We start from the raw sequence: 19,507 nt of genomic DNA, 5'->3' as shown, positions 1-19,507 counted from the left end.
CGGCCTAGTAGGCGCTGTTGACGTTGTCCATCGAGCCGTAGCGGTCGGCGGCGTAGTTGCACGCGGCGACGATGTTCGCGACCGGGTCGTACAGGTCGAACTTCGTACCCTTGACGTGGTACGTGGCGAAGGTCGGCGGAATGACCTGGAGCAGGCCCTTCGACGGAATGCCGTTCTGGGCGTTGATGTCCCAGTTGTTGATCGCGCGGGGGTTGCCGCTCGACTCGCGCATGATGTTCTTGTGGATGCCGGCGTACGTGCCCGGGATGCCCTCCTTCTTCATGATGAAGAGGGCCTCCTTGATCCAGCCGTCGAGGTTGTTCGCGAAGACGGGGGCGCGGGTCGCGGAGCGGCTCGCGGCGGCCTTGGCCTCGCGGTCCTTCTTGGCGGCGGCAGCGGCGGCGTCGGCCTTGGCCTTCGCGTCGGCCTTGGCCTGCTTGTCGGCGACGACCTGCTGAACGGTGAGGTGCTGCTGCACTGCCTTCGCCTGCACGCCTTCGACGACCTGGGCCCAGGCGACGGGGGCGGTGGCCACCGTGGTGGCCTGGGCCTCGCCGGCACCGGCCGGGACGAGGGAGAAGGCGAGGGCGGCGGAGCCCAGGGTGGCTACACCGGCGATGGAAAGCTTGTGCGCCTTCGTCAGACGACGACTGTGGCCGGGAGTGCTGGTCTCGGACATGCGTTAGCAACCTCTTCGAATAGCGGGGGCCGCAGGAAAGCGCCTCGGATCCGGGATCCGGGGCGCTGTGCGACGAGAGCAATTCTTAGCGGTGGCAAAATCCTGTGGCAAAGGTGTGACGTACGATCCTGCTTAGTGGATCACCCCATGGCGTCGGCCCCGGAATTCCGGGCCCGACGCAAGGCAGGGCAGCACTGATGGACTCCTTATGCGTCCACTAGGCTCCTTCGTAAGTGATCTGCGTCCTATGTGCGGGCTCACATCGAGCACGTAACAATCTCACCGAGGGTTGCGGCAGCAATTCATTCCGTGAGCGATCTCATCCTTGAGTAGCAGCTGAAGATCCCCGAACTCGTGCCAAAGGCACAGTCTCGCTACGGATCCGGCCCACCCGAGGCGTACGGCCTCCCGCCCGGCGACCGCGCCCTGCGGCGGCCCTTCCATCACCCGCCCCCACGCTCCGGCGCCTGACACCAGGGGCGGACCGGCGCTGGTGGGCGCGAGTGTCGGTCGACGGCCGGGGGCCGGGCCGGTCCGGTCGTGGCGGCTCCTCCAGTACGAGGTGCCTCCCGCCCGGCAGCTCCCCCCCGGCCCCGCCCCACCCTCCGCGGTCGGAGCCCGGGCCGTAAGCCCTGGCGGAATGTCCGTTATATATAGCCCCTTCTCCCGTACCCCGCCCCCCATCCCTTACTCACCACCTCCCGACCCCGTCGAGGCCGGTCACCCGGGCCGGGCCCGGCGCCCGGCGAGCCCCCCGGCCGGGCCCTCCGCAGCCGCCCCACCCCTCCGCCAGGTCCCTTGGCCCTAGGACCGGGCCTACGCCCCAGGTCCGATCCCCGCCGGAGGCGCCCCGAGTACCGTGAGGCCATGCATTCCGGCCCCCGAGGACCCCGCAGCGGCCTGGCCGCCGTGAGCACCGCACTGCTCGCCATGAGCCGCCGGCTGGAAGTCCGCGATGTCCTGCGCACGATCGTCGCCTCGGCCCGCGAGCTGCTCGACGCCGAGTACGCCGCCCTGGGCGTCCCGGACGACCACGGCGGCTTCGCCCAGTTCGTCGTGGACGGCATCAGCGAGGAGCGGTGGCGGGCGATCGGCCCGCTGCCCCGCCAGCACGGCATCCTCGCGGCGATGCTCCACCAGGACGCCCCCGAGCGGCTGGCCGACGTACGCAAGGACCCCCGTTTCGAGGGCTGGCCCGCCGCCCACCCCGACATGTCCGACTTCCTCGGACTGCCCATCCGGGACGGGGAGGAGACGCTCGGAGCCCTCTTCCTCGCGAACAAGCGCGGCCCCGGCGGGTTCACCGACGAGGACGAGGACCTCCTCTCCCTCCTCGCCCAGCACGCGGCGATCGCCCTCACCAACGCCCGCCTCTACGAGCGCAGCCGCGAGCTGACCATCGCCGAGGAGCGCTCCCGCCTCGCCCACGAGCTGCACGACGCCGTCAGCCAGAAGCTCTTCTCGCTGCGCCTGACCGCCCAGGCCGCCGCCGCCCTCGTGGACCGCGACCCGGCCCGCGCCAAGGACGAGCTCCAGCAGGTCGCCGTCCTCGCCGCCGAGGCCGCCGACGAACTGCGCGCGGCCGTCACCGAGCTCCGCCCCACCGCCCTGGACGAGGACGGCCTGATCGCCACCCTCCGGGGCCAGGTCCGCGTCCTGGACCGGGCCCACACCGCACACGTCACCTTCACCGGTGACGGCGTACGGGCCCTGCCCGCGGCCCAGGAGGAGGCCGTACTGCGCGTCGCGCAGGAGGCCCTGCACAACGCACTGCGCCACTCGGAAGGCGAGCGGATCGAGGTCACCCTGACCCGGCGGGAGGCCGGGGGAGCGGTGCTCCGGGTGACCGACGACGGAGCCGGCTTCTCCCCGCCCACCGTCCGCAGGGCCGGCCGGCACCTCGGCCTGGTCTCCATGCGGGACCGGGCGGCCGGCGTGGGCGGGCGTCTCACCGTGCGGTCCGAGCCCGGTACGGGCACCACGATCGAACTGGAGGTACCCGGTGGCTGACACCCCGGGCCGTAGCGGCCGCATCAGGGTCCTGCTCGTGGACGACCACCAGGTCGTGCGGCGGGGCCTGCGCACCTTCCTGGAGGTCCAGGACGACATCGAGGTGGTCGGCGAGGCCGCCGACGGCGACGAGGGCATCGACCGCGCCGGGGAACTGCGCCCCGACGTGATCCTCATGGACATCAAGATGCCGGGCACTGACGGAATCGAGGCCCTGCGCAGACTGCGCGGGCTGGACAACCCGGCGCGCGTGTTGATCGTCACGAGCTTCACCGAGCAGCGGACCGTGATCCCCGCCCTGCGCGCGGGCGCCGCGGGCTACGTGTACAAGGACATAGACCCCGACGCACTCGCCACCGCCATCCGCTCGGTCCACGCCGGCCACGTCCTCCTCCAGCCGGAGGTGGCCGGAGCGCTGCTCTCCGGGGAGGGCGCGGGTCCGTCACCGGGCCGCGGCGGCAACCTCACGGACCGCGAACGCGAGGTACTGCACCACATAGCGGACGGCCGTTCGAACCGGGAGATCGCCCGGGTGCTGGTCCTGTCGGAGAAGACGGTCAAGACGCACGTCTCGAACATCCTGATGAAGCTGGACCTGGCGGACCGCACCCAGGCGGCGCTGTGGGCGGTCAGACACGGTGTCGCGGGGTGATTCATACGGTCGGGTGTATGTCGCCCACATGGCGTATCCCGTTCGTCGGATGACCGTTCTTCATGACGTGCCGCGGCGGCTGGTCGCGGCAGACGTACTGGAGGACGAGAACGTGAAGAACTTCAAGAAGGCCACCGCCGTCACCATGATCGCGGGCGGCCTCCTCGCCGCCGGCGCGGGTGTCTCGTCGGCGCACGGCGGTGCGTCGGCGGAGGGCGAGGCCCTGAACTCGCCCGGCGTGGCCGCGGGGAACCAGCTCCAGCTCCCCGTCCACGTCCCGGTGAACGCCGTCGGCAACACGGTCAACGTGATCGGCCTGCTGAACGGCGCCTTCGGCAACACGGGCGTGAACAACTGACGCACCAGCTGCTGACGCGAGGCCCGCTCCGCTCCGCTCCCTGACGCGTGGGCGACCCCGCGTGACGGCCACACACCTCGGCCCCGCTTCCCCCCTCTCCCTGGGAAGCGGGGCCGATTGAGTTCCGCCAGATCCGGCCCCGCCGGCGGTTGAGGCGCGGGGCCGGGCGCGGGCTCCGCGCCGCCCCCGGAACGCCGGCACGGCCGGGGCCGCCCGCGCCACGCTGCCACGCCCGGTTCCCGCCCCCCCGGGGGGTTAGAGCCCCCGCTCCCGCTCCTCGACGGCCGAGTTGTACGCCGCGACCAACGCCCGCCGGGCCACCCGCTCCACCGGTCGCAGGGCCTCCGCACGAGCCGCCATCTCCGACGCCGCCACCGCCGCCCCGTGTCCCCGCTCGTACGCCAGCGACACCATCAGGTCCACCCGCTGCGCCAGCGAGAGCACCCGTACCGCCCGCGCCGGATACCCCGGCGCCAGCGCGTCCCGGCCGGCCTCCGTCCGCGCCCGGTACGCGGACAGCGCCGCGTCCGCCACCGGCCCGGACCCCGCCACGTCCAGCCGGGTCAGCACCACCGCGGCCTCGCGCAGCGCCTCCGCCAGTTCCCGTTCCGCCTCGCCGAGCGACGGCACGTCCGCCGGCGGTGCCTCCCGTACCGGCAGGCAGTGCCAGGTCACCGCCACGTGCACGTCCCCGGCGGGCCCGGCCTCCTGGACCTCCGGCACCAGCCCGACCGCCGCGCCCACCGCGACGACCGCCTCCTCGGCGTCCAGCGCCCGCGCGTTGAACTCCGCCGGACCGCTCAGCCCCAGCGGATGCCCCGGCGCGGGCAGGGCCACTCGCAGTCCGGTCACCCCCAGCGCCCGCAGCCGGCCCAGCGCGAGCGTGAGCCCGACCGGTCCGGATTCACCGGGCATCCCCTCCACCCGGTGCACGGCGTCCTCGCCCACGATCGACAACACGGCCTCGTCGGGCGAGACGAGACCGGCCAGCAGAGCGTTCCCCCAGGCGGCCAGCCGCCCTGAACGTGGTTCGAAAAGCATCCCCCTACTTTACGGATCGGCCCTCCGACCCGGGCCCGCGCCCGGAGGTCTCCCCGAGTGGCGTAGGTTTTCCCCTGGGGCTGCGCCGAACGGCAGGGAGGCGCGCACAGACGAACCGAGACTGCAAGGGGAGACAACACGCTCATGAGCGATGTTCTGGAGCTGGTGGACGTATCCGTGGTCCGCGAGGGCCGGGCTCTGGTGGACCAGGTCTCCTGGTCGGTCAAGGAGGGGGAGCGCTGGGTGATCCTCGGCCCCAACGGCGCCGGCAAGACCACGCTGCTGAACCTCGCCTCCAGCTACCTCTTCCCCACCAAGGGTTCCGCCACCATCCTCGGCAGCACCCTCGGCAAGGTGGACGTCTTCGACCTGCGCCCCCGCATCGGTGTCGCCGGCATCGCGATGGCGGACAAGCTCCCGAAGCGCCAGACGGTCCTGCAGACCGTCCTCACCGCCGCGTACGGCATGACGGCGACCTGGCAGGAGGAGTACGAGGACGTCGACGAGCAGCGGGCCCGCGCCTTCCTCGACCGCCTCGGCATGACGGACTACCTCGACCGGAAGTTCGGCACCCTCTCCGAGGGCGAGCGCAAGCGGACCCTGATCGCCCGCGCGCTGATGACCGACCCCGAGCTGCTGCTCCTCGACGAGCCCGCCGCCGGTCTGGACCTCGGCGGCCGCGAAGACCTGGTACGACGCCTCGGCCGGCTCGCCCGCGACCCGCTCGCCCCGTCGATGATCATGGTCACGCACCACGTCGAGGAGATCGCCCCCGGTTTCACCCACGTGCTGATGATCCGCCAGGGCAAGGTGATCACCGCCGGTCCCATCGACCTCGAGCTGACCTCCCGCAACCTCTCGCTCTGCTTCGGGCTGCCGCTGGTCGTCGAGCGCAACGGGAACGACCGCTGGACCGCCCAGGGCCTGCCCCTGCGCTAGCCACCCCACCAGCCGGGGCTCCCGCACCCTGTCCCGACCGCACCCACCCGACCTACCATGACCATGTGGACATCGACGCGTGGGTGTGGTGGCTCATCGGTGCGGTCGGACTGGGCATTCCCCTCGTCCTGACCGCGATGCCCGAGTTCGGCATGTTCGCCGTCGGCGCCGTGGCGGCCGCCGTCACGGCTGCCCTCGGCGGGGGAGTGGTCGCACAGGTCCTGGTCTTCGTGATCGTGTCGGTCGCACTCATCGCGGTCGTCCGGCCGATCGCCAACCGCCACCGCGATCAGAGGCCCCAACACCGCAGCGGGATCGACGCGTTGAAGGGCCGCAGCGCCGTGGTCCTGGAACGGGTCGATGCCGGGGGCGGCGGCCGGATCAAGCTCGCGGGCGAGATCTGGTCGGCCCGGTCCCTGGACGCGGAAAGCAGCTTCGAGCCGGGACAGTCGGTCGACGTCGTGGAGATCGACGGGGCGACCGCGGTCGTCATGTGAGCGACGGGTACGGGGCGACCAGCATGTGAGCAAGCAGCCGACGCGCGGCCCCGGGGTCTGCGAGACTCCGCTGAACGGGGCAGCACAGACAGCCGGAAGGGCACGGGGAACCGCATGCAACCGATCATCATCGTTCTGATCATTCTGGTGGTTCTGGTCTTCATCGCACTGGTCAAGACGATCCAGGTGATCCCGCAGGCCAGCGCCGCCATCGTCGAACGGTTCGGCCGCTACACCCGCACCCTCAACGCGGGCCTGAACATCGTCGTCCCGTTCATCGACTCGATCCGCAACCGGATCGACCTCCGCGAGCAGGTCGTCCCCTTCCCGCCCCAGCCCGTCATCACGCAGGACAACCTGGTCGTCAACATCGACACCGTCATCTACTACCAGGTGACCGACGCCCGCGCCGCGACGTACGAGGTGGCCAGCTACATCCAGGCCATCGAGCAGCTCACCGTCACCACCCTGCGCAACATCATCGGCGGCATGGACCTGGAGCGGACCCTGACCTCCCGCGAGGAGATCAACGCGGCCCTGCGCGGCGTCCTCGACGAGGCCACCGGCAAGTGGGGCATCCGCGTCAACCGCGTCGAGCTCAAGGCGATCGAGCCGCCGACCTCCATCCAGGACTCGATGGAGAAGCAGATGCGCGCCGACCGGGACAAGCGCGCCGCGATCCTGCAGGCCGAAGGTGTCCGCCAGTCCGAGATCCTGCGCGCCGAGGGCGAGAAGCAGTCCTCCATCCTGCGCGCCGAAGGTGACGCCAAGGCCGCCGCCCTGCGCGCCGAAGGTGAAGCCCAGGCCATCCGTACGGTCTTCGAGTCCATCCACGCCGGCGACGCCGACCAGAAGCTGCTCGCCTACCAGTACCTCCAGATGCTCCCGAAGCTCGCCGAAGGCGACGCCAACAAGCTCTGGATCGTCCCCAGCGAGATCGGCGACGCCCTCAAGGGCCTCTCCGGAGCCATGGGCAACTTCGGCCCGATGGGCGCCGCTTCGGGCTTCAACCCGGGCAACCTCGGTAAGGACGGCGGCGGAAGCGCGGCCGACAAGGCCGCCGCGGAACGCCGCGAGCAGCCCCCCATCGACTGAACGGCCCGTCCCTGCTGCATGATCAGTGAGGCCCCTCGACCTTCATGGCGGGGAGGCGACTCACTCACGCAAAGGGGACGGCCTTGTCTGCCTTCTCGATGTCACTCTGGGAATCCGTCGCGGTCTTCGCCGCCGGCATCGGCGCCGGCACCATCAACACCATCGTGGGCTCCGGGACCCTGATCACCTTCCCGGTGCTGCTGGCCACCGGCCTGCCGCCGGTCACCGCCAACGTTTCCAACACCCTGGGTCTCGTGCCCGGTTCCCTCAGCGGAGCCCTCGGCTACCGCAAGGAGCTCCGGGGCCAGCGCGCCCGCATCATCAGGCTCGGAGCGGTCTCCCTGGTCGGCGGACTCGCCGGAGCGATCCTTCTCCTCACCCTGCCGTCGGACTCCTTCGACACGATCGTGCCCGTCCTGATCGGCCTGGCCCTCGTCCTCGTCGTCTTCCAGCCCCGGCTCGCCGCAGCCCTGCGCAAGCGCCAGGAAGCGGCGGGAGGCGACAGCGGCCACCCCGACGGCGGACCGGCCCTGCTCTCCGGAATGCTGCTCTCCAGCGCGTACGGGGGCTACTTCGGTGCCGCGCAGGGAGTGCTCTACCTCGGCCTGATGGGACTGCTGCTCCGCGAGGACCTCCAGCGGATCAACGCGGTGAAGAACGTCGTCGCCGCGCTGGTGAACGGCATCGCGGCCGTCTTCTTCCTCTTCGTCGCCGAGTTCGACTGGACGGCCGTCCTGCTCATCGCCGTCGGCTCCACCATCGGCGGCCAGCTCGGCGCCAAGGTGGGCCGTCGCCTGCCGCCCACGGTCCTGCGCGCGGTCATCGTGACGGTTGGAATCCTCGCGATCGTCCAGCTTCTGCTCCGCTGAGCGACGTATAAAACATACGTCGCCCAGCGCAGCCGTCTACTCGGCAGAACGGACCTGCCCTACGTGCTCACCCGCGGCCCTACGCGGAACGCTCCAGCCACTGCGGCAGCACGTCCCGCCCGCCCACCCCGAGGGCGAGCAGCATGGCATCCGCCGGCGAGGGAACGAAGGGCTTGCGCAGGAGCGGCATCCCCGCCTCCTCCGGAGTCCGCGCCGCCTTGCGGTGGTTGTCCTCGGAGCAGGAGGCCACCGTGTTCAGCCAGGTGTCCCCGCCACCCTGGGCCCGCGGAAGCACGTGGTCCACGGTGGTCGCGCGCTTCCCGCAGTACGCGCACCGGTGTTGGTCCCGGATCAGCACCCCCCTCCGCGACCAGGGAGCATGTCTTCGGAAGGGCACCCGTACGTACCTGCACAGCCTGATCACCCGCGGCATCGGAAGATCCATCGTGGCCGCGCGCACACGGAACTCGGGATGCGACTGTTCGACCACGGCCTTGTCCTGGAGCACCAGGACCACCGCCCGGTTCAGCGTCACCGTCGACAGCGGCTCGAAGCTCGCGTTCAGCACCAGCGTGTCCCGCATCTCGCCCACCTCCCGTGTGCAGGCCCGCGACCACACTGGCGGCAGGGCCCGCAACCACTCTGGCCGCGCGTGCCACGCGGGACAACGCAATAAAAATGCCCGGTCCTGGCCGTCTTTAGACCAGGACCGGGCAAACGCTCGGAGAACGACAAGCGGAATGATCAGCTCGCGGGAGCCTCGTACTCACCGACCAGCTGCGCCCGCCCCAGCGAGTGGAACCGCAGATTGAACCCGACGACGGCCGGCGAGACGTCCGCACCGGGACCGAGCACCTCCGTGTCCACCGCGTACACGGTGAACACGTACCGGTGCCGCTCCCCGGCCGGCGGAGCCGCCCCGCCGAAGTCCCTGGTGCCGTAGTCGTTCCGTACGTGCACGGCCCCGGCGGGCAGCCCGTCGAACTTCCCGGTGCCCGCCCCCGCCGGCAGTTCGGTGACCGAGAGCGGCAGGTCGAAGAGCACCCAGTGCCAGAACCCGCTGCCCGTCGGGGCGTCCGGATCGAAGCACGTCACGGCGAAGCTCCTGGTCCCCTCAGGGAACCCCTCCCACCGCAGGTGCGGCGAGACGTTCCCGCCCGACAGCACCTGGGCGTCGCCCAGATCGGCCCCGGGCTCCAGGTCCGCACTGCGCACCGTGAACTCGTGCACCGGGGGATGGAACTCGTGGGGGAGCGGCGCCCTGCTCTGCTCGGCCACTGCTGAACCTCCTGCTGGATGGCGTCGTCACGTACCCGTACCCGTACCCGTACCCGTACCGGTACGGGCCAGAGCCTAGAACCGCTCAGAACCAGTTGCGCTGCGAACCCACCGACGAGATCCACTGGTTCAGGTAAGCCGCCCAGTCGGTCCCCTGGTACGACTGCAGACCCACCTGGAAGCAGCGGTAGGTGTCACTGCCCTCGCTGAACAGGCCCGGCTTCTTGTCCATCTCCAGGACGACGTCCATCTCGCGCCCGTCGGAGACGAAGGTCAGCTCGACCTGGTTCAGCCCCCGGTACTGCGACGGCGGCAGGAACTCGATCTCCTGGTAGAAGGGCAGCGTCTGGCGCGTCCCTCGGATGTGCCCGCGCTCCATGTCCGCGCTGCGGAAGGAGAAGCCCAACTGCGTGAAGGCGTCGAGGATCGCCTGCTGCGCCGGCACCGGGTGCACGTTGATCGGGTCGAGGTCGCCGGCGTCCACCGCCCGCGCGATCTCCAGCTCCGTGCTGACCCCGATGTTCATGCCGTGCAGGTGACGACCGCCGAAGTGGGTGATCGGCGTCTCCCACGGGATCTCCAGCCCGAACGGGACCACGTGCAGGGCGCCGGGCTGCACCTGGAAGGCACCACCGAGGCGCTGCTTGGTGAAGACGACGTCCTGCTTGTACTCCTGGTCGCCGCCCTCCACCTCGACCCGTGCCTGGAGCCCGACGGACAGCCCCTCGATCTGCTGCTCCACGGACCCGCCCTGGATCCGCACCTCGCCCTGGACGATCCCGCCCGGTACGACGTTCGGCTCGGTGATCACCGTGTCGACCGAAGCGCCACCGGCACCCAGGCTCGCGAACAGCTTCCTGAACCCCATGCTCTGACTCCCCTTGAAGACGTGCTTGAAGACGTGCTTGAAAGACGTGTGCGACTACGCGCAGGACTACCCCTACAAACGCGGAACCTTAGGCCCCGGTTCCAGCGGGGCGCAGTCCACTACGCTCGACCGGATGAGCGCGCGCCCCGACCGTACGCCCCTGCCCAGGTCTTTCTTCGACCGCCCGGTCCTCACGGTGGCCCCGGACCTTCTCGGCCGCACCCTGGTCCGTCGTACCCCGGACGGGCCCTTGGAGCTGCGCATCACGGAGGTGGAGGCGTACGAGGGAGAGGCGGACCCGGGCTCCCACGCCTACCGCGGCCGGACGGCGCGCAACGCGTCGATGTTCGGTCCACCCGGACACGCGTACGTCTACTTCATCTACGGCATGTGGTTCAGCCTCAACCTGGTGTGCGGCCCGCCCGGCAGGGCGAGCGGTGTCCTGCTGCGGGCCGGGGAGATCACCGTGGGTGCCGAGCTGGCGCGCAAACGCCGACTTTCAGCCAGAACCGACCGGGAACTGGCCAAAGGCCCGGCCCGCCTGGCCACCGCCCTGGACGTGGACCGCTCGCTCGACGGCACGGACCTCTGCGTGGGACCGACTGCCCCCTTGTCCCTGCTGGCCGGCACCCCCGCACCGCCCGACCTGCTGAGCAACGGCCCCCGCACGGGAGTGGGCGGCGCCGGCGCGGGCCACCCGTACCGCTACTGGATCACGCACGACCCGACGGTGAGCCCGTACCGCGCCCATGCGCCACGCCGGCGCTCAACTTGACTCGGCCTCGAGGGACGCCTAACGTAGCCCGAGCCGCTTGAACGGGGCACTGCTGTCGGCAGACCCCCAGAGCGGCCAACCCACTACCTACGACTTACCCCTGGCGGGGTCCTATTCGGCATGCCCGAATTCGATTCCGACCGGCCGATTATGAGCCGCAAGGGATAAGCGCTAATGTGGTGGAGCGCCGAAAGGCAAAGGCCCCCAACGGTCACCGAATTCAAATCCAAGCCGGAAACGGCGCGGAAATGATCTGGTACAGTTGGAAACGAAGGAAGCGCCCGGAGGAAAGCCCGAGAGGGTGAGTACAAAGGAAGCGATCGTTCCTTGAGAACTCAACAGCGTGCCAAAAATCAACGCCAAAAGTTGATACCCCGTCCATTTCGGTGGATGAGGTTCCTTTGAAAAAGACCTGTGGGGTCGCGGCTTCGGTTGTGATGCTTGCAGGCAATTACACAGCGAGGATGCAGTGGACGGTCGGTCTTATTCCGACATGACTGTCCCGCTCTAAGTGCGTGTGCACCCGATTACGGGTAAACATTCATGGAGAGTTTGATCCTGGCTCAGGACGAACGCTGGCGGCGTGCTTAACACATGCAAGTCGAACGATGAAGCCCTTCGGGGTGGATTAGTGGCGAACGGGTGAGTAACACGTGGGCAATCTGCCCTTCACTCTGGGACAAGCCCTGGAAACGGGGTCTAATACCGGATAACACTCCTGCCTGCATGGGCGGGGGTTAAAAGCTCCGGCGGTGAAGGATGAGCCCGCGGCCTATCAGCTTGTTGGTGGGGTAATGGCCCACCAAGGCGACGACGGGTAGCCGGCCTGAGAGGGCGACCGGCCACACTGGGACTGAGACACGGCCCAGACTCCTACGGGAGGCAGCAGTGGGGAATATTGCACAATGGGCGAAAGCCTGATGCAGCGACGCCGCGTGAGGGATGACGGCCTTCGGGTTGTAAACCTCTTTCAGCAGGGAAGAAGCGAAAGTGACGGTACCTGCAGAAGAAGCGCCGGCTAACTACGTGCCAGCAGCCGCGGTAATACGTAGGGCGCAAGCGTTGTCCGGAATTATTGGGCGTAAAGAGCTCGTAGGCGGCTTGTCACGTCGGATGTGAAAGCCCGAGGCTTAACCTCGGGTCTGCATTCGATACGGGCTAGCTAGAGTGTGGTAGGGGAGATCGGAATTCCTGGTGTAGCGGTGAAATGCGCAGATATCAGGAGGAACACCGGTGGCGAAGGCGGATCTCTGGGCCATTACTGACGCTGAGGAGCGAAAGCGTGGGGAGCGAACAGGATTAGATACCCTGGTAGTCCACGCCGTAAACGTTGGGAACTAGGTGTTGGCGACATTCCACGTCGTCGGTGCCGCAGCTAACGCATTAAGTTCCCCGCCTGGGGAGTACGGCCGCAAGGCTAAAACTCAAAGGAATTGACGGGGGCCCGCACAAGCAGCGGAGCATGTGGCTTAATTCGACGCAACGCGAAGAACCTTACCAAGGCTTGACATATACCGGAAAGCATTAGAGATAGTGCCCCCCTTGTGGTCGGTATACAGGTGGTGCATGGCTGTCGTCAGCTCGTGTCGTGAGATGTTGGGTTAAGTCCCGCAACGAGCGCAACCCTTGTCCTGTGTTGCCAGCATGCCCTTCGGGGTGATGGGGACTCACAGGAGACCGCCGGGGTCAACTCGGAGGAAGGTGGGGACGACGTCAAGTCATCATGCCCCTTATGTCTTGGGCTGCACACGTGCTACAATGGCCGGTACAATGAGCTGCGATACCGTGAGGTGGAGCGAATCTCAAAAAGCCGGTCTCAGTTCGGATTGGGGTCTGCAACTCGACCCCATGAAGTCGGAGTTGCTAGTAATCGCAGATCAGCATTGCTGCGGTGAATACGTTCCCGGGCCTTGTACACACCGCCCGTCACGTCACGAAAGTCGGTAACACCCGAAGCCGGTGGCCCAACCCGTAAGGGAGGGAGCTGTCGAAGGTGGGACTGGCGATTGGGACGAAGTCGTAACAAGGTAGCCGTACCGGAAGGTGCGGCTGGATCACCTCCTTTCTAAGGAGCACAGTACCGATTGCAGACAAATGTTCTGCACGGTCAGCTCATGGGTGGAACGTTGATTAGTTGGCACGGTTTCCAAAACATCCTGTAAGTACTGCTTCGGCGTGGAAAACAGTGATAGTGGCGGGGATCGTGCTTGGCACGTTGTTGGGTATCTGAGGGTACGGCCGAAAGGCTGTCCTTCTGCGATGCCGGCCCCAGTGAACTCACCTGCTTGTCTGGTGGGGTGATGGGTGGCTGGTCGTTGCTTGAGAACTACACAGTGGACGCGAGCATCTGTAGGCCAAGTTTTTAAGGGCGCACGGTGGATGCCTTGGCACCAGGAACCGATGAAGGACGTGAGAGGCCGCGATAGGCCCCGGGGAGCTGCCAACTGAGCTTTGATCCGGGGGTGTCCGAATGGGGAAACCCGGCAGTCGTCATGGGCTGTCACCCACTGCTGAACACATAGGCAGTGTGGAGGGAACGCGGGGAAGTGAAACATCTCAGTACCCGCAGGAAGAGAAAACAACCGTGATTCCGGGAGTAGTGGCGAGCGAAACCGGATGAGGCCAAACCGTATGCGTGTGATACCCGGCAGGGGTTGCGCATGCGGGGTTGTGGGAATTCTTTTGATCGGTCTGCCGGCCGGTCGGCGAGTCAGAAACCGTTGATGTAGTCGAAGGACATGCGAAAGGTCCGGCGTAGAGGGTAAGACCCCCGTAGACGAAACATCAGCGGCTTGCTTAAGAATCTCCCAAGTAGCACGGGGCCCGAGAAATCCCGTGTGAATCTGGCGGGACCACCCGCTAAGCCTAAATATTCCCTGGTGACCGATAGCGGATAGTACCGTGAGGGAATGGTGAAAAGTACCGCGGGAGCGGAGTGAAATAGTACCTGAAACCGTGTGCCTACAAGCCGTGGGAGCGTCGCCGTTATTCTTCGGAATAACGGTCGTGACTGCGTGCCTTTTGAAGAATGAGCCTGCGAGTTAGCGGTGTGTAGCGAGGTTAACCCGTGTGGGGAAGCCGTAGCGAAAGCGAGTCCGAATAGGGCGATTGAGTTGCACGCTCTAGACCCGAAGCGGAGTGATCTAGCCATGGGCAGGTTGAAGCGGAGGTAAGACTTCGTGGAGGACCGAACCCACCAGGGTTGAAAACCTGGGGGATGACCTGTGGTTAGGGGTGAAAGGCCAATCAAACTCCGTGATAGCTGGTTCTCCCCGAAATGCATTTAGGTGCAGCGTCACGTGTTTCTTGCCGGAGGTAGAGCACTGGATAGGCGATGGGCCCTACCGGGTTACTGACCTTAGCCAAACTCCGAATGCCGGTAAGTGAGAGCGTGGCAGTGAGACTGTGGGGGATAAGCTCCATGGTCGAGAGGGAAACAGCCCAGAGCATCGACTAAGGCCCCTAAGCGTACGCTAAGTGGGAAAGGATGTGGAGTCGCAGAGACAACCAGGAGGTTGGCTTAGAAGCAGCCACCCTTGAAAGAGTGCGTAATAGCTCACTGGTCAAGTGATTCCGCGCCGACAATGTAGCGGGGCTCAAGCGTACCGCCGAAGTCGTGTCATTGCAGCTATAGGGCCAACGCCCGCTGTGATGGGTAGGGGAGCGTCGTGTGCCGGGTGAAGCAGCAGCGGAAGCTAGTTGTGGACGGTTCACGAGTGAGAATGCAGGCATGAGTAGCGATACACACGTGAGAAACGTGTGCGCCGATTGACTAAGGGTTCCTGGGTCAAGCTGATCTGCCCAGGGTAAGTCGGGACCTAAGGCGAGGCCGACAGGCGTAGTCGATGGACAACCGGTTGATATTCCGGTACCCGCTTTGAAACGCCCAATATCGAATCAGGCGATGCTAAGCCCGTGAAGCCGTTCCGGACCCTTCGGGGAAAGGAAAGTGGTGGAGCCGGCGGACCAGACTTGTAGTAGGTAAGCGATGGGGTGACGCAGGAAGGTAGTCCAGCCCGGGCGGTGGTAGTCCCGGGGTAAGGGTGTAGGCCGAGGGGTAGGCAAATCCGTCCCTCATATAAGGCTGAGACCTGATGCCGAGCCGATTGTGGTGAAGTGGATGATCCTATGCTGTCGAGAAAAGCCTCTAGCGAGTTTCATGGCGGCCCGTACCCTAAACCGACTCAGGTGGTCAGGTAGAGAATACCGAGGCGTTCGGGTGAACTATGGTTAAGGAACTCGGCAAAATGCCCCCGTAACTTCGGGAGAAGGGGGGCCATCACTGGTGATCGGATTTACTCCGTGAGCTGGGGGTGGCCGCAGAGACCAGCGAGAAGCGACTGTTTACTAAAAACACAGGTCCGTGCGAAGCCGTAAGGCGATGTATACGGACTGACGCCTGCCCGGTGCTGGAACGTTAAGGGGACCGGTTAGTCACATTTCGGTGTGGCGAAGCTGAGAACTTAAGCGCCAGTAAACGGCGGTGGTAACTATAACCATCCTAAGGTAGCGAAATTCCTTGTCGGGTAAGTTCCGACCTGCACGAATGGCGTAACGACTTCTCGACTGTCTCAACCATAGGCCCGGTGAAATTGCACTACGAGTAAAGATGCTCGTTTCGCGCAGCAGGACGGAAAGACCCCGGGACCTTTACTATAGTTTGATATTGGTGTTCGGTTCGGCTTGTGTAGGATAGGTGGGAGACTTTGAAGCCCCAACGCCAGTTGGGGTGGAGTCGTCGTTGAAATACCACTCTGGTCGTGCTGGATGTCTAACCTCGGTCCGTGATCCGGATCAGGGACAGTGTCTGATGGGTAGTTTAACTGGGGCGGTTGCCTCCCAAAAAGTAACGGAGGCGCCCAAAGGTTCCCTCAGCCTGGTTGGCAATCAGGTGTTGAGTGTAAGTGCACAAGGGAGCTTGACTGTGAGACCGACGGGTCGAGCAGGGACGAAAGTCGGGACTAGTGATCCGGCGGTGGCTTGTGGAAGCGCCGTCGCTCAACGGATAAAAGGTACCCCGGGGATAACAGGCTGATCTTCCCCAAGAGTCCATATCGACGGGATGGTTTGGCACCTCGATGTCGGCTCGTCGCATCCTGGGGCTGGAGTCGGTCCCAAGGGTTGGGCTGTTCGCCCATTAAAGCGGTACGCGAGCTGGGTTTAGAACGTCGTGAGACAGTTCGGTCCCTATCCGCTGTGCGCGTAGGAATATTGAGAAGGGCTGTCCCTAGTACGAGAGGACCGGGACGGACGAACCTCTGGTGTGCCAGTTGTCCTGCCAAGGGCATGGCTGGTTGGCTACGTTCGGGAGGGATAACCGCTGAAAGCATCTAAGCGGGAAGCCTGCTTCAAGATGAGTATTCCCACCTCCTTGAGAGGGTAAGGCTCCCAGTAGACGACTGGGTTGATAGGCCAGATGTGGAAGCCCGGTAACGGGTGGAGCTGACTGGTACTAATAGGCCGAGGGCTTGTCCTCAGTTGCTCGCGTCCACTGTGTTAGTTCTGAAGCAACGAACGGTTGCTGGTTTCTAGAGCTAGAACATAACTACAAAGTGTGCTTGTTCGCTCGAAACCGATTAGGGTTTCGGTGGTCATAGCGTTAGGGAAACGCCCGGTTACATTCCGAACCCGGAAGCTAAGCCTTTCAGCGCCGATGGTACTGCAGGGGGGACCCTGTGGGAGAGTAGGACGCCGCCGAACAATTTTTCAAAGGACCCTTGGTCCAGCGTTCAACGCTGGACCAAGGGTCTTTTTTGTTTTCCATAAGTTTTACGCCGAAGCGCGGCCATGGGTTGGTTGCGCGAGAATGACTAGCGGTACCCCGAAGACAGGAGTCACACCCATGTCCAACTCTCCCGACGATCGTCCGGAGCGCGAGCCTCGGCGCAACGACGGCGGTGACAGGGGCGGCTACCGCGGGGGCCGTGACGACCGTGGCGGCGACCGTCCGCCGTTCCGTCGCGATGACCGTGGCGACCGTCCCTCCGGTGGTGGCGGTGGTGGCTTCCGTCGTGACGACCGTGGCGGCCGTCCCGCCGGCGGCGGCGACCGCCCGTCGTACCCGCGTCGTGACGACCGTGGTGGTGACCGTCCCTCCGGTGGTGGTTTCCGTGGCAATGACCGGGGTGACCGTCCCACCGGTGGTGGCGGTGGTGGCTTCCGTCGTGACGACCGTGGCGGCCGTCCCGCCGGCGGCGGCGACCGCCCGTCGTACCCGCGCCGCGACGACCGTGGTGGCGACCGTCCGAGCTACCCCCGTCGTGACGACGACCGTGGTGGCCGTCCCACGGGTGGCGGTGACCGTCCGTCCTTCCCGCGTCGTGATGACGACCGAGGTGGCCGTCCCTCCGGTGGTGGCTTCCGCGGCAACGACCGCGGCGACCGCCCCTCGGGTGGTGGCTTCCGCGGGAACGACCGGGGTGACCGTCCCTCCGGTGGCGGTTTCCGTGGCAACGACCGCGGTGACCGTCCGTCCTTCCCGCGTCGCGACGACGACCGGGGTGGCCGTCCCTCCGGTGGTGGCTTCCGCGGTAACGACCGCGGTGACCGTCCGTCGTATCCGCGTCGCGACGACGACCGGGGTGGCCGTCCCTCCGGTGGCGGTTTCCGCGGCAACGACCGCGGCGACCGCCCCTCGTACCCCCGTCGCGACGACGACCGGGGCGGGGACCGTCCGAGCTACCCGCGCCGTGATGACGACCGTGGTTTCCGTGGTAACGACCGCGGTGACCGTCCGTCCTTCCCGCGTCGTGACGATGACCGTGGTGGGTTCCGTGGCGGTCGTGACGACCGGGGCGGCGACCGTCCCTCGTACCCGCGCCGCGACGACCGTCCGTCCGGTGGCGACCGTCCGTCCTACCCGCGCCGTGACGACCGTGGTGGCGACCGCCCGCCGTTCCGTGGCAACGACCGTGGCGACCGTCCCACCGGCGGTGGCTTCCGTGGCAACGACCGCGGCGATCGCCCCTCCTTCCCGCGTCGCGACGACCGTCCGTCCTACCCGCGCCGTGATGACGACCGTGGTGGGTTCCGTGGCGGTCGTGACGACCGGGGCGGCGACCGTCCCTCGTACCCGCGTCGCGACGACCGTCCGTCCGGTGGGGACCGTCCGTCCTACCCGCGCCGTGATGACGACCGTGGTGGGTTCCGTGGCGGTCGTGACGACCGGGGCGGCGACCGTCCCTCGTACCCGCGTCGCGACGACCGTCCGTCCGGTGGGGACCGTCCGTCCTACCCGCGCCGTGACGATGACCGTGGTGGGTTCCGTGGCGGTCGTGACGACCGCGGTGGCGACCGTCCCTCGTACCCGCGCCGCGACGACCGCGGTGGCGACCGCCCCTCGTACCCCCGTCGTGATGACCGCGGCGGCGACCGCGGTGGTTTCCGCGGTCGCGACGACCGTGGTGGCGACCGCGACTTCCGCTCCGACCGTGACCCGGTCAAGCGGCTTCCGATCGACGAGGACGTCACCGGTTTCGAGATCGACTCCGACGTTCGCCAGGAGCTCCTGAGCCTGCCCAAGGGTCTGGCCGAGGAAGTCTCCAAGAACCTGGTCATGGTGGCCCGGCTGATCGACGAGGACCCGGAGCAGGCGTACGCGTACTCGCGCATCGCCCTGCGTCTGGCCTCCCGCGTCGCCGCCGTCCGCGAGGCCGCCGGCTTCGCCGCGTACGCCACGCAGAAGTACGCCGAGGCGATCGCGGAGTTCCGCGCCGCCAAGCGGATGACCGGTTCGGTCGAGCTGTGGCCCGTCATCGCCGACTGCGAGCGCGGCCTCGGCCGTCCGGAGCGGGCGCTGGCCATGGCCGGCGAGCCTGAGGTGCAGAAGCTGGACAAGGCCGGTCAGGTCGAGATGCGTCTGGTCGCGGCCGGTGCCCGGCGGGACATGGACCAGCTCGACGCGGCCATCGTGACCCTGCAGAGCCCGGAGCTGGCCTCCAACTCGGTGCAGCCGTGGACCGCGCGTCTGCGGTACGCCTACGCCGACGCCCTGCTGGCGGCGGGCCGTGAGGACGAGGCGCGCGAGTGGTTCGCCAAGACCCTCGAGGCCGACAAGGACGGGGCCACTGACGCCTCGGACCGGCTGGCCGAGCTGGACGGTGTCGAGTTCGTCGACGCCTCCGCCGACGAGGACGCCGATGTGGAGGACGACCTCGACGAGGACGACCTCGACGACGACGAGCGCGACGACGACCCCGAGGTCGTGGCCGCGGAGCGTGCCTCCGACCAGGCCGAGTACTACGACGAGGACGACGACGAGTACGAAGGCGACGTCGATGTCGACGCCACCGACGAGATCGTCGTTCTCGACGAGGACGAGGACGAGGACGACGAGGTCCTGGACCGGCGCGATGAGGACCAGGCCCGCGACAAGGCCTGAGTGAACTGAAGAAGGGCGGTACCCCCGGTGGGGGTACCGCCCTTCTTCTTTTGTCCGGGGCCGGTC

Annotated in this window: 15 protein-coding genes and 3 rRNA genes; 13 read left to right on the top strand and 5 right to left on the bottom strand. The window is 66.8% G+C overall.

From position 1 onward, the window contains the following. Positions 1 to 4 precede the first annotated feature (4 nt). Entirely contained in the window at positions 5 to 679 is a 675-nt protein-coding gene (locus OG389_RS08870) for a transglycosylase SLT domain-containing protein (RefSeq protein WP_328297911.1), read from the bottom strand. 867 nt (positions 680 to 1,546) lie between these two features. Here OG389_RS08870 and OG389_RS08865 point away from each other — a divergent pair. From OG389_RS08865 to OG389_RS08855, 3 genes are all read left to right on the top strand, one after another. Next, positions 1,547 to 2,689, top strand: a complete 1,143-nt coding sequence (locus OG389_RS08865; RefSeq protein ID WP_328297910.1) for a GAF domain-containing sensor histidine kinase — start codon at positions 1,547 to 1,549, stop codon at positions 2,687 to 2,689. Beyond that, positions 2,682 to 3,341 carry a response regulator transcription factor gene (locus tag OG389_RS08860; RefSeq protein WP_328297909.1) on the top strand — a complete coding sequence of 220 codons (660 nt, stop codon included), beginning with the start codon at positions 2,682 to 2,684 and terminating at the stop codon, positions 3,339 to 3,341. The genes OG389_RS08865 and OG389_RS08860 overlap by 8 nt, the downstream gene beginning before the upstream one ends. A gap of 112 nt (positions 3,342 to 3,453) precedes the next feature. Beyond that, positions 3,454 to 3,699, top strand: coding sequence for a chaplin (locus tag OG389_RS08855; RefSeq protein ID WP_328303624.1), 246 nt, complete (start codon positions 3,454 to 3,456; stop codon positions 3,697 to 3,699). Between the two features lie 255 nt (positions 3,700 to 3,954). Here the strand turns inward: OG389_RS08855 and OG389_RS08850 are convergent, their stop codons facing one another. Next, positions 3,955 to 4,740, bottom strand: coding sequence for a hypothetical protein (locus OG389_RS08850; RefSeq protein WP_328297908.1), 786 nt, complete (start codon positions 4,738 to 4,740; stop codon positions 3,955 to 3,957). 144 nt (positions 4,741 to 4,884) lie between these two features. On the opposite strand from OG389_RS08850, the gene OG389_RS08845 reads away from it, so the two are divergent. From OG389_RS08845 to OG389_RS08830, 4 genes are all read left to right on the top strand, one after another. Continuing rightward, on the top strand, positions 4,885 to 5,679 hold the full coding sequence (locus OG389_RS08845; RefSeq protein WP_328297907.1) for an ABC transporter ATP-binding protein: 795 nt from the start codon (positions 4,885 to 4,887) through the stop codon (positions 5,677 to 5,679). A gap of 65 nt (positions 5,680 to 5,744) precedes the next feature. Beyond that, positions 5,745 to 6,176, top strand: coding sequence for an NfeD family protein (locus OG389_RS08840; RefSeq protein WP_328297906.1), 432 nt, complete (start codon positions 5,745 to 5,747; stop codon positions 6,174 to 6,176). Positions 6,177 to 6,290: 114 nt separating this feature from the next. Continuing rightward, positions 6,291 to 7,271 (top strand): SPFH domain-containing protein, encoded by a 981-nt coding sequence (locus tag OG389_RS08835; protein ID WP_328297905.1) that lies wholly within the window; start codon positions 6,291 to 6,293, stop codon positions 7,269 to 7,271. A 98-nt stretch (positions 7,272 to 7,369) separates the two neighbouring features. Next, positions 7,370 to 8,140 (top strand): sulfite exporter TauE/SafE family protein, encoded by a 771-nt coding sequence (locus OG389_RS08830; RefSeq protein WP_328297904.1) that lies wholly within the window; start codon positions 7,370 to 7,372, stop codon positions 8,138 to 8,140. Between the two features lie 79 nt (positions 8,141 to 8,219). Here the strand turns inward: OG389_RS08830 and OG389_RS08825 are convergent, their stop codons facing one another. The 3 genes from OG389_RS08825 to OG389_RS08815 all read right to left on the bottom strand — a co-directional run bounded on the left by OG389_RS08825 (position 8,220) and on the right by OG389_RS08815 (position 10,286). Beyond that, positions 8,220 to 8,723 (bottom strand): HNH endonuclease, encoded by a 504-nt coding sequence (locus OG389_RS08825; RefSeq protein ID WP_328297903.1) that lies wholly within the window; start codon positions 8,721 to 8,723, stop codon positions 8,220 to 8,222. A gap of 161 nt (positions 8,724 to 8,884) precedes the next feature. Beyond that, positions 8,885 to 9,418, bottom strand: a complete 534-nt coding sequence (locus tag OG389_RS08820) for a YbhB/YbcL family Raf kinase inhibitor-like protein (RefSeq protein WP_328297902.1) — start codon at positions 9,416 to 9,418, stop codon at positions 8,885 to 8,887. An 85-nt stretch (positions 9,419 to 9,503) separates the two neighbouring features. Then, positions 9,504 to 10,286, bottom strand: coding sequence for a sporulation protein (locus OG389_RS08815; protein ID WP_328297901.1), 783 nt, complete (start codon positions 10,284 to 10,286; stop codon positions 9,504 to 9,506). A gap of 133 nt (positions 10,287 to 10,419) precedes the next feature. Here OG389_RS08815 and OG389_RS08810 point away from each other — a divergent pair, with 133 nt between their 5' ends. The 6 genes from OG389_RS08810 (at position 10,420) to OG389_RS08785 (ending at position 19,441) form a co-directional block, all read left to right on the top strand. Further along, positions 10,420 to 11,061, top strand: a complete 642-nt coding sequence (locus tag OG389_RS08810; protein ID WP_328297900.1) for a DNA-3-methyladenine glycosylase — start codon at positions 10,420 to 10,422, stop codon at positions 11,059 to 11,061. A gap of 540 nt (positions 11,062 to 11,601) precedes the next feature. Then, positions 11,602 to 13,126: ribosomal RNA gene (locus OG389_RS08805) — 16S ribosomal RNA — on the top strand. 287 nt (positions 13,127 to 13,413) lie between these two features. Beyond that, positions 13,414 to 16,537, top strand: a 23S ribosomal RNA gene (locus OG389_RS08800). A 107-nt stretch (positions 16,538 to 16,644) separates the two neighbouring features. Then, positions 16,645 to 16,761, top strand: a 5S ribosomal RNA gene (gene rrf, locus OG389_RS08795). The 16S, 23S and 5S rRNA genes sit together here, the layout of an rRNA operon. 224 nt (positions 16,762 to 16,985) lie before the next feature. After that, positions 16,986 to 18,572 (top strand): hypothetical protein, encoded by a 1,587-nt coding sequence (locus tag OG389_RS08790; RefSeq protein WP_443059490.1) that lies wholly within the window; start codon positions 16,986 to 16,988, stop codon positions 18,570 to 18,572. Beyond that, positions 18,569 to 19,441, top strand: a complete 873-nt coding sequence (locus OG389_RS08785) for a hypothetical protein (RefSeq protein WP_328303622.1) — start codon at positions 18,569 to 18,571, stop codon at positions 19,439 to 19,441. The genes OG389_RS08790 and OG389_RS08785 overlap by 4 nt, the downstream gene beginning before the upstream one ends. Positions 19,442 to 19,507 lie beyond the last annotated feature (66 nt).

The sequence above is a fragment of the Streptomyces sp. NBC_00435 genome (assembly GCF_036014235.1).
Taxonomy (GTDB): Bacteria; Actinomycetota; Actinomycetes; order Streptomycetales; family Streptomycetaceae; genus Streptomyces.
Note: the sequence above shows the minus strand (reverse complement) of the source record. Positions and strands in the feature narration are given on the sequence as shown.

What these genes read in the sequence shown, in the direction of transcription:
- OG389_RS08815 (WP_328297901.1), bottom strand. Translation starts at nt 10,286, where the DNA reads ATGGGGTTCAGGAAGCTGTTCGCGAGCCTGGGTGCCGGTGGCGCTTCG.
- OG389_RS08810 (WP_328297900.1), top strand. Translation starts at nt 10,420, where the DNA reads ATGAGCGCGCGCCCCGACCGTACGCCCCTGCCCAGGTCTTTCTTCGAC.
- OG389_RS08845 (WP_328297907.1), top strand. Translation starts at nt 4,885, where the DNA reads ATGAGCGATGTTCTGGAGCTGGTGGACGTATCCGTGGTCCGCGAGGGC.
- OG389_RS08865 (WP_328297910.1), top strand. Translation starts at nt 1,547, where the DNA reads ATGCATTCCGGCCCCCGAGGACCCCGCAGCGGCCTGGCCGCCGTGAGC.
- OG389_RS08850 (WP_328297908.1), bottom strand. Translation starts at nt 4,740, where the DNA reads ATGCTTTTCGAACCACGTTCAGGGCGGCTGGCCGCCTGGGGGAACGCT.
- OG389_RS08835 (WP_328297905.1), top strand. Translation starts at nt 6,291, where the DNA reads ATGCAACCGATCATCATCGTTCTGATCATTCTGGTGGTTCTGGTCTTC.
- OG389_RS08825 (WP_328297903.1), bottom strand. Translation starts at nt 8,723, where the DNA reads ATGCGGGACACGCTGGTGCTGAACGCGAGCTTCGAGCCGCTGTCGACG.
- OG389_RS08830 (WP_328297904.1), top strand. Translation starts at nt 7,370, where the DNA reads ATGTCACTCTGGGAATCCGTCGCGGTCTTCGCCGCCGGCATCGGCGCC.
- OG389_RS08870 (WP_328297911.1), bottom strand. Translation starts at nt 679, where the DNA reads ATGTCCGAGACCAGCACTCCCGGCCACAGTCGTCGTCTGACGAAGGCG.